Source organism: Deltaproteobacteria bacterium RIFCSPHIGHO2_02_FULL_44_16 (genome assembly GCA_001798185.1).
Classification (GTDB): domain Bacteria; phylum UBA10199; class UBA10199; order 2-02-FULL-44-16; family 2-02-FULL-44-16; genus 2-02-FULL-44-16.
On sequence record MGRM01000028.1, the window covers coordinates 128,558 to 142,323 of the forward strand.

The window sequence follows — 13,766 nt, forward strand, 5'->3', positions numbered from 1 at the left end:
AGCAATCACATGGAAACCATTCACTGGTCTTTTCTCTTTGGCGGGTTCACCTTTTTCTTTTTTGGTCTCACGCAAGCGCGTCTCGGACTTGAAGCTTTAGCGGGTGGACGGATGCGGACAATTCTCGGGAAAATCGCCTCCAATCGCATTCTGGCGCTTCTCTTTGGCGCCTTTGTAACGATCATGCTCCAGAGTTCTGGCGCCACGTCTGTCATGCTCATCTCCTTTGTCGAGTCACAGCTTTTGACTCTGACCCAAGCGATCGCGGTGCTTCTGGGCGCTGATATCGGAACGACGTTTACGGTCTTCCTTCTCTCTATTCGGCATATGAGCGACTATTCGCTCACGGTTATTTTTATCGGTTTCTTGATGCAGGGACTCATTCGGAGAGGAAGACTGAAATATTTTGGTCGCGTCCTTCTCGGTTTCGGTTTTGTGTTTTATGGGATGTCGCTCATGTCAGATGCTGCCCTTCCCTTAAAGGAGAGTGCTTCTGCTCAAGAAGTACTCAGTTTTTTTGCGGATAATCCGCTCGTCACTCTTTTGGTCGGTATTGTTTTTTCGATCGTGCTGCATTCTGCTGGAACCCTTGGAGTTGCCATTGCGCTTGCGTTTTCCGGAAATCTCACACTTGAAACCGCTCTCCCTCTTGTTTTAGGGGCGAATATCGGAACCTGTGTGACGGCTCTTATGTGCGGACTGCATTCGAACTATGAAGGTCGGCGTGTGGCGATTGCGCATATTCTTTCGAAGATGATTGCCGTGTGTCTGGTGTTCCCCTTTCTTCCGACGCTCACCACATTCATTCAAGAGACAAGTTTTTCGATAAGAGCATTTCTTCCCAAGCTCGATCCCGGTGTTCCGGGTCAAATCGTGATGGCGCACATTCTTTTCAATGGAGCACTCGCTCTTTTCTTTTTGCCTCTCATTGCACCGCTTCGATGGCTGAGTGAAAAATTAATTCCAGAGCCAAAAGAGTTAGAAGAATTTCGGCCAAAATATCTCGACGCTGCAGCGCTGCACGTCCCTGCACTTGCTTTTGCACAAGTGAAGCAGGAAATTTTACGCTTAGGAGGTTTTGTTCAACAGCAGTTAAAAAAATCTCTCAAAATGCTCAGTCGCGGTGTGAATGCGTATGATGAAATCGAAGAGATGGGTCAAGAAGACGATAAGATTGATGAACTTGAAAAAGCGATCCGTTTTTATTTAGCAAAAATATCTGTCGAAAATTTGTCAGAAGAAGAAGCGCGTCGACAATTGGCGCTTCTGACCATTGGACAAGACTTCGAAGAAATTGGGGATACACTTTCGAAAGAGATGGTCGCGCTTGCGAAGAAGAAAGCCGAGCGTCACGGTATTTTTTCAGATGCAGGATGGAATGATCTGAAATCGTTTCATAAAAGTGTGTGCGAAAATTTTGAACTGGCGATGGAGATTCTCACCCATGCAGCACCAGAACTGAAAGAGAGACTCCAAGAGCATGTGAAAAGCATTGAAAGAAAAGAGCAACAGCTCCGACAATCTCACCTCAATCGACTCAGTCAAGGACTCAAAGAGTCTTTTGACACGAGTTCCATTCATCTCGATGTGCTTTCTACGCTTGGGCGCATCAACGGAAAAATAAGTCACATTGTTCATGTAGCTGAAGAATTATAATTTAGAAATTTTTCTGAAGTTCTTTGGCGCGCTCAGCTTGTTTGGAGAGACGTGAGAGCCAAGCATCTTGACGACCAATTTTGGTTTGCAGGAATTTCACACGAGGACGTTTTTTTGCTTTTACCACTTCTTGTTGTTTTTTGATCAGTTCCTCCCGCTTGTGAGTGGCTTTCTTTTGGAGTGTTTCAATCCCGTGCAAGCGAGCCTTTAAGAATTCTTTAGCGTATTTTTTAAAAGCAGTTTCAAAAGCTTTTTTGCCTTCGTCTGAAGTGCGCTTCACACCTTTTTTCTTCATCTCAGGGTGTTCTTTTAAAAAATGTGCCCAGGAATATTTTTGATTTAATGACATAAATGTACTCCTTAAAAGTCGGGCTTACCTAGGCCAAATATCGTTGAGAGTCAAGGAGAACGTTAAAGAACTGTTAAAGAACACTTGCTCCGTTTTGTGCCGTTCCGTTGGTTTCAGCCACTCTCAAGAGTTCATTTCGTCTCTCAAAAAGGAGTGCTGCAGCGGTTTCGAGATAATCACCTCGTTGAACAATGTGGTCAGCCGTGCTTTGTTCCTTTCCTTGTTAAGCTGGATAAGCCTTTCCTATCGTTATCGTAGGGTGTTGTCAAAAGTTACGGGCGAAGTGTTTTTTTAGGGAGCGAGGATGTTGAGACGTACTTTCTCTTTCCACTTCCCGTCTCGGGGGTCGATGAAGCCATTGATGATTTTAATAGAAGGTTCTGAAATTTCAGCATTTTGTGCGGTTTTTCCTTTGAAGTCTTTCGGGTTTAATTGGTGAATAGCACTGAGATTCACAAGAGCTGCAAAGTCAGGATTCGCTTGTGATTGATTATCGATGGATATTTTAAAACCTTCGACCACTTTCTCCATTTTTGTGGAAGATTGTTTTACCTTATAACCTTTTCCTTCATAAAAAGTGACGACCTGTTCAAAGGAAAGAGAAGTATCGTACATTTTCCCGATTTGTCCTTCACTACGGACTTTGCTGACAAGAGGGCCAACCATGGCAGCAGGCACTCCTTTACTCTTCAAATTCATTTCCGTTGCTTTGATATTTTCTTCTCCATACTTTTTGAAGTAAGCAGTGTCTTCAGCCGCATATGTTGATGATGGAGGGAGAAGAGGATTTGCTTCAGCAAATCTGCCTCCAAAAATGCATGCGACAAGAAAAAAAGCTGCTATTGATTTTAGGATCATGGTCATATTTCCTCCCTCGACATTTTTAACGATTTGCGTAACTTAATGAAGGAAATATTTTTATTCAATCTGAAAGTGAAAAGGGGGCGTATGAAACTCTATCTTGGTGAAGCGACGTCGATTGTCTTCAAAACCTTTCCCTATATTTTTCTCCGATTTCTGGTCTATGGGGCATTTGCAATCGGTTTTTTGGTCTACCTGGGTGTGGTGTATCTGATTGCAGAAGCACTTGCTGGACTTCATGAACATGCTCGACTTTTTGTCTGGGTGCTTGCGCTTGGTGCTTCCTATCCTTTGATTCGATTGGCACAGGAATATCTTTTATATCTCGTGAAAGCAGGTCACCTCGCTGTGATCACGGAGTTGATTATGCATGGATCACTTCCTCAAGGGGTATCGCAAACAACGTGGGGAAAAGAAGCAGTGAAAAAACGATTTGCCTCGACCTCAGCTCTCTTTCTCGTGGATCGATTGGTAGCTGGTGTTATTCGAACCCTCAATGGAGTCATGTGGCGCATCACCTCTTTTTTTGGAGTCATCCCAGGCGTTGCAGCGTTGACGAAAATTGGAACGACAGTGCTTCATTTTAGTTTGACCTACGTTGATGAAGCTATTCTCGCACGTAATTTCCTCCGAAAAGACGAGTCTATTTGGGAGAGTGCGCAAACAGGTCTGGTGCTCTATGCTCAGGCGTGGCGGGAAATCTTGAAAACAGCGCTGGTGCTCGGAGCGATCTCGATGATTTTTCTTCCTGTCCTTTTTCTTCTTTTGCTCGGTCCTTTTTTAGCAGCTGGTTATGCTTTCCCTTCGATTAAGTTTCTTTTTGTTCTCGCTGCAATTTTTGGTGCGTATGTGATCAAAGCAGCTTTTCTCGATCCGTGGATGCTCACCAATATGATCCTGACGTATGTGAGGACAACAGAAGGAATGGCGGTCAATCCTGAATGGAACGACAAACTGGCGTCTATGTCGAAAAAATTCCGAAAACTTCAGGAGAAAACTTCCACTGTTGCTCCGGTTGGAGAAACAGTTGTTGCTTCATGAAAGTCATGATTATCTTAATTCCGGAAATAATTTCTCCAATACCGGAAGCGTCACTTTCCCATTTTTTGTCTGCAGATTTTTTAAAAAAGAGAACGGAGTTCTTGCCATGGAATACAGGTGATGTTTTTTTCGAGCTTAAAGGGTCGCGGAGTGCGGCAGACAACATAACCATGTTTTGCTTCCTTATACTCCTCCAAAAAAAGGCGCATATGTTTGATATCTCGTTCACGAGGGGTTGCTGTCCATTTTACCTCGACAGGAATATATTCCATCTCCCTCTCCAAAACCCAATCGACTTCAGGGCCATCGTGATCTCTCCAAAACTTGAGTTTTGTATGAGGCGTCTCTAAACGCGCATAGCGTAAGAGTTCAAGACCAACATATTGCTCAAACAATTCGCCAAGTCGATGAGGTGAGAGTTTATATCCTTCGCCTGAAGCCACTCGACGTACGCCAAGATCAAAAAAAAGAAAACGGGAAGATTTGGTCAGTTTTTTTCGGGAGGTACTTTTTGTGATAGGATCCACTCGTTCCATAATCAGACAATCTTGAAGCACTTCATAATAGGAGGAAATCGTTGCGTGTGTTGGTCCGAGTTCATTGGACAAAGCGCGATAACTGACAAGTTTTCCCGATTCGAGAGCGGCAAGTTCCAGAAATCGTGCGAATGATCCGAGGTCGCGTACAAGAGCTTCTTGTCTCACTTCTTCTTCCAGATATGTTTCGACATAAGAGTTTAAATACATTTCTTTTTCATTTTTCTGTGAAAAGGAAGTGGCGAGTTGAGGGAGGCTTCCAAACAGCAGGTGCGATTCAATGTCCTGCGGATATTCTTTGTGCGTGAGGGGATCAAGATGGAGATAAACAACACGGCCCGGGAGTAAATTGATGTTTTTGCCCTTCTTCAATTTTCTGGCTGAGGAACCTGAAAGAATGAACTGAGCTCTGTTTTCGTCAATTGCAAACTGAACCACATCAAGCAATGTCGGAACCTTTTGTACTTCATCTAAAATGATGAGCGGGTGTTTTTTTTTGATGTGCATCGCCTCTATTTCTTTCAGAAGCAATTCAGGATTTTTTTCGAAACGAATCCTTTCACTCGGAAGCAAAAAGTTAATGAACAGATCAGCGTCAAACATTTTAATGAGCGTTGATTTTCCTGTTTGTCGCGGACCAAGCAGCAAAATATTCTTTTTTTGCTTCAAGGAGGTATGGAGCACCTTATGAAGAGTGCGTGGGGTCAAATGATTGGTTTGTTCGCTATCCATATTCGACTAAAATGGATAGCATATAATCCAATAGAAATGCAAGGTCGAAGTTTAGGTCAATTCCGGAAATAATTTCTCCAATACCGGAAGCGTCACTTTTCCGTTTCGAGTTTGTAATCCCTTGGCAAGAGCGAGATCATTGTTGAGTGCTCGGTCAATTCCTTCATTCGCCAATTTCAAGAGATACGGTTCTGTTGCACTGGTGAGCGCTTCGGTTGAGGTGCGGGGCGTGAGGGCTGGCATGTTTGGGACGCAGTAGTGGATGACGCCTTCTTCGACGTATGTCGGTTCATCGTGGGACGTAACGCGGGAGGTTTCAATACAACCGCCTTGGTCGATCGCGATATCGACAATCACGGAGTTCGACTCCATGCTTCTGACATGAGCGCGTGAGACAACATTTGGAGCGCGATCTCCAGCAACAAGAACGGCGCCAATCAAGAGGTCAGCTTTTGCAACCCATTCGGTCACCGTTTGAGGATTCGATTTCACCGGTCTGATTTTTCCCTGATACGTTTTTTCAATGTATGCGAGTTTTTGATCATTAATATCGAGCACCACGGTTTCAGCGCCAAGTCCGGCCGCAATTTCCGCAGCGTTGAGTCCTGCATGTCCACCACCAAGAACCACAACGGTTCCTTTGCGCGTTCCTGGAACGCCGCCCAAAAGAAGACCTTTCCCTCCGTTATTTTTATGAAGGAGGGCTGCGCCTACCTGGGTGCCCACCCGACCTGCTACCTGACTCATGGGAGTGAGCAGTGGAAGAGAACCATCGTCGAGTTCGACGGTTTCATATCCGATGCTCAAAGTTTTTGAATGACAGAGTGCTTTGGCGAGTTGCGGAACGCTTGCTAAATGAAGATAGGTAAAAAGAACAAGGTCAGGGCGAAGAAAACGATATTCCCGCTCGAGTGGTTCTTTTACTTTGACGATGAGATTGGCTTGATTCCAGACCTCTTCGGCGGTGTGTTTAATCGTGGCACCAGCAGCGACGTATTGCGCATCGTCGATGCCAGAGAGAATGCCGGCTTTTTGTTCCACCAAAACTTTGTGGCCAGCATCAGTTAATTTTTTCACCGTACGCGGCATAACAGAGACGCGTGTCTCTTTAGTTTTAATTTCCTTTGGAATGCCGATGATCATGGGAACTCCTTTTGTATGTAATCAACGGCTGCTTCGGATAAACTTTCTCGGGCCGCTCCGTTTCGGGTCAACCCGAAACGTTCGCTTAGCTTTCAGCAATTTTAATGTTAATCCCGTTTGTGAAAATTGCTTCGAGATACCCTGCGAAAACTTTATCCTCGCGCGCCGTTGATTACTCTTCAATAAGTTGCCGATTTCTATGCATAATGAAGCGACAGGTCAATGACTCTCTGTGTCGAACGCGCTGCAGCGTGCACTCCCAGAAATTCCGCAACAATATCCAACAATTGGCGATAAGAAATCACATGAAGAAATTCTTTTATTTATCATTTATGTTTTTGTTGTTTTCTGCTTGCTCCACAGGTCTCGGGCGACCAGGTGAAGGAGTGTCGCCGGAGAATATCGGAACTCCAGAAACGCCATTCACGATCAAAGACAAGTCACAGCTCATCGGCGGACCGCTCGCTATCGGTCGAGTGGGAGATGTGCTTTTAGAGAACGATAAAATTCGCGTCATTATACAAAAGCCTGGGAAAAATGCGGGGCTCGGAAGTTTTGGGGGAACGATCATTGATGCGGATTTAGTACGAAGTGGAAAAGGTCAGGATCAGTTCGGCGAAATTCTTCCGATGGTCAATGTCGAGTGGACCATTAATTATTACAACTATGAAATGCTCAGCTTGCCAGCAGAAAAGGGCCGCAAGGTCCTGAGAGCGTATGGTCGTATTGATGTGTATGATTATCTCGATGTCGATTTTATTTCCGAACTTGCACAAGGAATCGCAGGACAAAAACTTGCATTCGCAAATCGTTTTGATGATCGACGCGATCCGTTTCAAATTTATGATGACCTCAAGGGTGTCGATCCGGAAGTCATGACGGACTATACGTTAGAAGCAGGATCGCGTGTCGTGAAGATTGAAACCACGATTCGCAATCGTGGCGACAAAGAAGTGCGTATGCCGGTTGGTGAGTTTATCAATGGATCAGGTGCGCTTTCTACACTTGTTCCCGGTGTCGGTTTTTCGCCAGATTTTACGAAACAAGCTGCGTCGCACACGCCGGCCATTATCTATGCTGGTTTTGAAGGAGTTCCAGTTTCGTATGGATATTTCTATGACCCGCGCGAATTTCTCGATCCGGAAACAGGTGAGCCGATGCAAACGACGTCTGTGACGTTTGCGGGAGTCACGAGTGTGCTCTTGGGCGAAACATTTTTGAAAATTCTTCCTCTTGGAGATACGGGCATTCCCGAAATTCATTTTTCAATTCCCCCCAGAAAAGAGCGCAAGTTCACGCGGTATTTTGTGGTGGGAGATGGATCTGCAGGTTCAGTGATGGATGTTGGGCTTGCGGTGTTGAAAATTCCAACGCGTCCGATTGTGGGAAGCGTGCACGACAGCAAGGGCAATCCAGTCGAAGGCGCGCTGGTCGCTCTTCGAAATAAAACAGGAGCGACGGTGGTGACGTATCGAACGAATAAAGAGGGAAAATTTTCTGGCCAACTTCCGTCAGGAGATGATGCAATTTCACAAACATTTGGAAAAGGAATTTATGAAGCCGATGTCGAAAAATCGGGATATCATGCGAATGAAACCAACAAAGCAGGAGCATGTACTCCAGAAATGATTGATCTGACGACAGGCGCAACCGCACAAGTTCATTGCATCCTCGGTGATAAAGGTGTCATCGCATTTGAGGGACCGATCACTGATGCATCGACCGGAAAACCCATTGTTGCGCGACTCACGATCGTTGGCGAAGATCCAAGTCCCAATGAGTCTCCCACCGGAGGAGTCTTTTACGATAACGATATGCTGATGCGTCCGTACGGTATCGTTGATATGAAATACATCACCATCAAGGGGACCGTCGGATTGACGGAGTCAAAAAGTTTTGAACTTGAGCCAGGAGTTTACACCTTTGTCTTCTCGCATGGCCCTGAATATGCAGTCCATCAACAAGTGGTAGAAGTGGGTGTTGATCAGACCGTGACCATGAGTGGTATTGCGCTTTCTCGTGTCGTGGAAACACCCGGATACATTTCCGCAGATTTCCATCTGCATGCGATCAATAGTCCCGACTCATCCTTTAGCAATGAGTCGCGCGCACTTGCGGCGATTGGCGAAGGACTCGATATTCTTCAGTCATCAGATCACGATTTCTTAACGAACTATCAACCAGCACTTCAAAAACTGGTTTCTCTTGGGCTGATTACTGCTCGGAGCATTCAAACATCGATTGGAAATGAAGTGACCCCGAATCAATATGGACATCTTCACGCGTTTCCACTTGAGCATGATCCAGAAGATGTCAACGGTGGCGCTGTCGATTGGAGCGCCTCGCCGCTTGATGAAGTTTCCACGGCTCCCGATTATGCGATGGGGCTTTCGGAGTTGATCAGCACACTTCGTGAAGATCCGGGCGAAGAGGTGATTCAGATGAATCATATTGCCGATGTCACCGGCATTCCGATGGGTGCTGGTTGGGTGACTTCTCCCTTTTATGCAGAGAGTTTCGGGGTCAATGCGCTTTCCAGTTATGCCGATCCCATTGAACGTCGCTTGCAAGTCGATGGCTTAAGCAGTCTTTTTCCGAAACCGTTTGGAATGAGTGATCTCGTGACCGCTGACTTTAATGCTGTGGAATTGGTCGTCGGGGATCATTTGCAGAGCATGAATATTCTTTTTCACTCTGCGCTCCCCAGTTGGTTCAATCTCTTGAATCTCGGCGTACTCGTGACGGCAACCGCAAACTCAGATAGTCATGCAGAAGCGAAAACACCGATCGGCATTCCGCGAAATTACATTGTGCATTCGGTTGACCCACGAGATGGTACGGGAAATTATGGTGAGATTGAACTCGAAGAATATGCAGCGAATATTAATGCAGGAAAAGTAGTGATCTCTGCCGGTCCTTTTATCAAGGTTGTTGCGGGGACATCGCAGCAAGATACGTTTACGGTCGGAGATCTGGTTCCATCGCGCTCGGTAATCCTTGAGATCGAAGTCAAAGCGCCATCGTGGGCCTGGTTTGATACGATCGAAATCTATATGAATACCGAGCCGCTCCCTGCGGATGATGTGACCCATGAACCGATGACAGGTACAGCCATTGATCCTGCCGTCTTTTATGATCCGTATCATCTGCCGCGCTATACCTATCAACCGACCCACAGTTTTCGTCTGCTCGATAGCAGTTTGAGAAATTGGAAAGAAGAAAATGGTGTCATTGTGGCGCAGGTGACAAAGCAGATTACGGTTGATGAAGATACGTGGATTGTGGTGATGGCGCGAGGAACGCGACTGACTGAAGGATATCGGTCTCTTTTCCCCATCGTGACGAATGTGACCTCAGAGAAGCTCGAAGAGCTTGATCCTGCTGATTTAAGTTCTGTTCATAGCGATTCACGCGTTGGCGCTCCTGCCTGGGGACTTACGAATCCCATCTACCTTGACGCTGACGGCGATGGTGAGTTCAAAGCAAAATATGTTCGTGATGGAAGATCTCCATTATTGCCTTAATATTTTATAACTGTGACAAAAAGAGACGTGCTGGAAGAATGCGAATCACACAACCGTTGATAGAAGATGGTGTCCAGTTTTTTGTCCCTTTGAAATGAAGTTGAAAGGCATGGGGAATGCGGACGCGTTCGAGTAAGTACTTCACATTGGAATCGAGGGATTGCTCTTGCAATTTTACTTCGATCGCACACCAGGGTTTTCCAGATTTGAGCAAAATAAAATCAACTTCGTGGCCGACGACATCTCTGAAATAACGAAGTTCCCATTTCTCCCCCGCGACATCGGTGCGCCAGTGAACAAACCTTAAAAGATGTAAGGCAACCAGATTTTCGAATCGAGCCGATTCATCTTCAACTCTTGCCCAATCCCAAAAATAGAGTTTTTGTTCCTTTTTGACCGCCTTGATGCGAGGGGCTCCAAATGGAGCTATCCTGAATACTGCATAGAGTTTTTCCAAGATCGTGAGCCAGTTTTTCACGGTTTCAAAAGCCACTTCGAGATCTTCTCGCAGGCTGTTGATCGAGAGTACAGAGCCAACTGTTATCGGGAGACGATCCAGAAGCAACTCGATTCTATCAAGTTCTTGAAGTCTTTCGAGTGTCCTGATTTCATCTCGCACAAGTCGAACACCGTAGGATAAACGCCATCGTGAAGCCTCCTGTTCAGAGGCTGAAAAGAGGGGTTCCGGGAAGCCTCCAAAGATCATCAGGTTTTGAAGTGCGTTCTGCATTTCAGCCTTATCTTTTACGTCACATGCAAGAAGATCGTTCAGTGAAGCGGGTACTTTTTTGTGTAAAAGTTCAGAGAGCGTAAAGGGGTGCAGATGATGAGCATAATATCTTCCCTGCAATGAATCCCCTCCGTGACTGTAGGCGTGAAGCTTGGCGCTTCCAGTAACCAAAAACGCATGTTGGGGATGATGCTGGTCAAAATTTCCCTTAAGCCAGTTTTTCCAGCGACGATATTTGTGGATTTCATCCAGAATCCACAAGCGTGAGGCAGCATCAAGACTCCCTTCAAGAATCTGTTTTCGGTGTTCATCGACGTCCCAATTATAGTAATGAGAAGTCCATCCGGTTTTTTTTGCGAGAGCCTTGGCAAGGGTTGTTTTACCGCACTGTCGTGGCCCAGCGATCATGACCATTTTTTTTTGAAGGTCTTTGAGAAGAACAGATTGGAGTTGACGGGGCAGCATTTTTTTAGATCCCTCTCTAAAAAACTTCGAAGTATTTTAGAGTCATATCTAAAATACTCAAATACCTTTAAAAGGCAATGAAAATGATTTGCTGCTTTTCCCCTCATTTTTTGGCACAATTCGTGCTCCTTTTTCTCTCTCGTGGAGGCAACATGCGTCGTGCACGATATCTTCTTTTTCCCGCCATCATTGCTCTTTCTATGGGATCATTTTTTCTGTGGACGCAGTATCAAGACGATCCAAAAGTTTCTCCCAAAATATTTTCGCTGAAACCTGCACTCTCCTTTGAATCGCATGAAATAGAAGGAGCGCAGCTCTTTCGGGCGCGCGGAGTTGAGGCTGATGTTATTTTGAGTTCAGAGAAGATCAGTTTTGGATTTGTTTCTCCGATAGAAATGAAATTTGTCGGAGGAAATAAGAATCTCATGATTAGTGGCGAAGCATTGCTTGAAGGAAAAAGTCATTATTTGATTGGAAATGATCAGTCGAAGTGGAAAACGAATATCTCTCATGTGAACAAAGTTCGATATCACGAAGTCTATCCAGGAATCGATGTGGTGTTTTACGGAAACCAAGGTGAAATGGAATATGACTTCATCGTCAAACCCGGTGCTGATCCGAAGCAGATTGAAGTTGCGTATGAAGATATAGATTCACTGAACATTGATGAACAAGGAAATGCAGTTATCACCTCAGGAGAAAATAAACTTATCAATCGTGCTCCAAAGATCTATCAAGAGATCGAAGGAAAACAAAGAAAAGTTGATGGTCGATTTGAGCTTACAGATAAGAAGAATATAAAATTTGTTGTCGCTGCTTATGATCACGAAAAAAAGCTCATCATTGATCCGAGAATAGAATTTTCAATGTATTTAGGAGGTGCAGCAATAGAAGAGTATTCATCTGTTGCTCTGGATGGAGCAAATAATATTTACCTCAGTGGTAAAACCCATTCCCATAATTTGCCACTCCTTCAAGCGAGACAAACGACTTATGGCGGAGGAAGTGATGATGTGTTTGTTATGAAATGGAGCGCTCAGGGCCAATTAATCTATTCTACTTATCTGGGCGGCCAAGATGCTGATGTTGAAAATGCTCTTGCAGTAGATAGAGCTGGAAATGTTTATATTACAGGTCATACTCAATCTCCTAATTTTCCCACTCATGCCGCTGTTCAATCCGTTGGTCAAGTTGCTGGACCAAATTGGGATGCATTTGTGACCAAACTCGATCCGCAGGGAAGATTTATTTATTCCACATATTTGGGAGGAAGAAGCGGCGATCGAGGACTCCGTATAACCACAGATGCTTCTGGAAATGCTTATGTGACGGGCGAAACAATTTCTCAAAATTTTCCAGTTTACAATCCTCTTCAACTCAATATCGGCGGACAATGGGACATCTTTGTTACCAAGTTCGATTCACAAGGAAGATTTGTTTTTTCCACTTACTTGGGCGGTAACCGAATTGAAGATTATCCTCTCCATACTGTCGATTCTGCGGGAAATATTTATATCGTCGGTTATACAGAATCATCTGACTTGCGGCTACATCAGGCATTTCAGTCAAGCTTTGGAGGAGGTGGAAGTGATATTTTTATTATAAAGCTCAATCCACAAGGACAGCTTATTTACTGCTCCTATCTCGGCGGGGAAGGTAACGAAACAAGAGAAGATATCTTCGTCGATCCTTTAGGAAATGCATATATTACCGGGAATACAAATTCGCATTTTTTCCCCATACAGGCAGCTGTACAATCAACGCTTGGCATTGCCCCGCAGCTTGCGTTTGTGACAAAGATCAATCCCCAAGGATCTCTGACTTATTCGACATATTTCGGAGGGGGCAATTCTAATAGGGAAATAGGATATCGAATCGTTGCCGATTCTGTCGGCAACGCCTATGTTACAGGAGAGACTTCTTCGAATACTTTCCCAACTTATGCAGCTTCTCAAACAACATATGGCGAAGGAGAGAGGGATGTTTTTGTAGCGAAATTTACTCCTCAAGGAACGATTGTCTACTCTACTTATTTGGGCGGAAGTGGGAGTGAAACTCCCTTTGATATTGTTGTCGATTCTTCTGGGAACAGTTTTGTTGTTGGTAACACCAACTCGATCAATTTTTCAATCTATCGTGCGTTTCAAGCACAACACGGTAGTCAGGATGATATCTTTGTAAGCTCATTTGATGCACAGGGTCAGCTTCTTTTTTCAAGCTATCTCGGAGGCTCTTCAAATGAATATGGTCCGCGTATCGTTGCGCTTGACCCGGCTGGCGCTCTTTATATTGCTGGAGCAACGGCTTCTTCAAATTTCCCAGGTGTTGCATCAAATCAGGTACAGTTAGGCGGAGTTTGGGATATGTTTTTGACGAAGATCGGCCCTGGCTGTACCAATGATGTACAGTGCTCTGACAGTAATGCCTGCAATGGCATCGAAACCTGTAATGCTTCTCATCTGTGCGTTCCCGGAACTCCACTCAACATTCCCGACGACAATAACGTGTGTACATTGGATTGCGATCCTGCAACAGGGAATCAATATGTCCCTCAAGTTGGAACCTCCTGTCCTGGCGATAACGATCGTTGTAACGGGATCGATACGTGTAATGCTTTAGGAGTCTGTGACAATAATCGAATCACTGCGATTAACTTCGATGATGGGAATGACTGTACGATTGATTCGTGTAATGCGATGAGTGGCGTTGTCACCAATGCTCCCAAAACT

Annotated in this window: 8 protein-coding genes and 1 pseudogene; 4 read left to right on the top strand and 5 right to left on the bottom strand. The window is 45.0% G+C overall.

Going from position 1 to position 13,766, the window contains the following annotated elements; all coding sequences use genetic code 11:
• Positions 1-9 precede the first annotated feature (9 nt).
• On the top strand, positions 10-1,656 hold the full coding sequence (locus A3C46_08735; GenBank protein OGQ21461.1) for a hypothetical protein: 1,647 nt from the start codon (positions 10-12) through the stop codon (positions 1,654-1,656).
• 1 nt (position 1,657) lies between these two features.
• On the opposite strand, the gene A3C46_08740 is transcribed toward A3C46_08735, so the two are convergent.
• Positions 1,658-2,005 (bottom strand): hypothetical protein, encoded by a 348-nt coding sequence (locus tag A3C46_08740; protein OGQ21462.1) that lies wholly within the window; start codon positions 2,003-2,005, stop codon positions 1,658-1,660.
• 291 nt (positions 2,006-2,296) lie between these two features.
• Positions 2,297-2,869, bottom strand: a complete 573-nt coding sequence (locus A3C46_08745; protein ID OGQ21463.1) for a hypothetical protein — start codon at positions 2,867-2,869, stop codon at positions 2,297-2,299.
• 84 nt (positions 2,870-2,953) lie between these two features.
• Here A3C46_08745 and A3C46_08750 point away from each other — a divergent pair, with 84 nt between their 5' ends.
• A complete protein-coding gene (locus A3C46_08750) occupies positions 2,954-3,907 on the top strand; it encodes a hypothetical protein (protein ID OGQ21464.1) in 954 nt (317 codons plus the stop codon).
• A gap of 80 nt (positions 3,908-3,987) precedes the next feature.
• Here the strand turns inward: A3C46_08750 and A3C46_08755 are convergent, their stop codons facing one another.
• Together A3C46_08755 and A3C46_08760 are read right to left on the bottom strand one after the other, a co-directional pair.
• Complete coding sequence (locus A3C46_08755) at positions 3,988-5,175, bottom strand: hypothetical protein (GenBank protein ID OGQ21465.1); 1,188 nt, start codon at positions 5,173-5,175, stop codon at positions 3,988-3,990.
• A gap of 51 nt (positions 5,176-5,226) precedes the next feature.
• Positions 5,227-6,318 (bottom strand): alanine dehydrogenase, encoded by a 1,092-nt coding sequence (locus tag A3C46_08760; protein ID OGQ21466.1) that lies wholly within the window; start codon positions 6,316-6,318, stop codon positions 5,227-5,229.
• 305 nt (positions 6,319-6,623) lie between these two features.
• Here A3C46_08760 and A3C46_08765 point away from each other — a divergent pair, with 305 nt between their 5' ends.
• Complete coding sequence (locus tag A3C46_08765) at positions 6,624-9,842, top strand: hypothetical protein (protein ID OGQ21467.1); 3,219 nt, start codon at positions 6,624-6,626, stop codon at positions 9,840-9,842.
• 4 nt (positions 9,843-9,846) lie between these two features.
• On the opposite strand, the gene A3C46_08770 is transcribed toward A3C46_08765, so the two are convergent.
• A complete protein-coding gene (locus tag A3C46_08770; GenBank protein ID OGQ21479.1) occupies positions 9,847-10,986 on the bottom strand; it encodes a hypothetical protein in 1,140 nt (379 codons plus the stop codon).
• A 134-nt stretch (positions 10,987-11,120) separates the two neighbouring features.
• Here A3C46_08770 and A3C46_08775 point away from each other — a divergent pair.
• A pseudogene (locus A3C46_08775) lies at positions 11,121-13,766 on the top strand (hypothetical protein).

Bases quoted from the DNA above. Each gene is read 5' to 3' on its own strand.
- A3C46_08765 (OGQ21467.1), top strand. From the start codon at position 6,624: ATGAAGAAATTCTTTTATTTATCATTTATGTTTTTGTTGTTTTCTGCT.
- A3C46_08740 (OGQ21462.1), bottom strand. From the start codon at position 2,005: ATGTCATTAAATCAAAAATATTCCTGGGCACATTTTTTAAAAGAACAC.
- A3C46_08755 (OGQ21465.1), bottom strand. From the start codon at position 5,175: ATGGATAGCGAACAAACCAATCATTTGACCCCACGCACTCTTCATAAG.
- A3C46_08760 (OGQ21466.1), bottom strand. From the start codon at position 6,318: ATGATCATCGGCATTCCAAAGGAAATTAAAACTAAAGAGACACGCGTC.
- A3C46_08770 (OGQ21479.1), bottom strand. From the start codon at position 10,986: ATGGTCATGATCGCTGGGCCACGACAGTGCGGTAAAACAACCCTTGCC.
- A3C46_08735 (OGQ21461.1), top strand. From the start codon at position 10: ATGGAAACCATTCACTGGTCTTTTCTCTTTGGCGGGTTCACCTTTTTC.
- A3C46_08750 (OGQ21464.1), top strand. From the start codon at position 2,954: ATGAAACTCTATCTTGGTGAAGCGACGTCGATTGTCTTCAAAACCTTT.
- A3C46_08745 (OGQ21463.1), bottom strand. From the start codon at position 2,869: ATGACCATGATCCTAAAATCAATAGCAGCTTTTTTTCTTGTCGCATGC.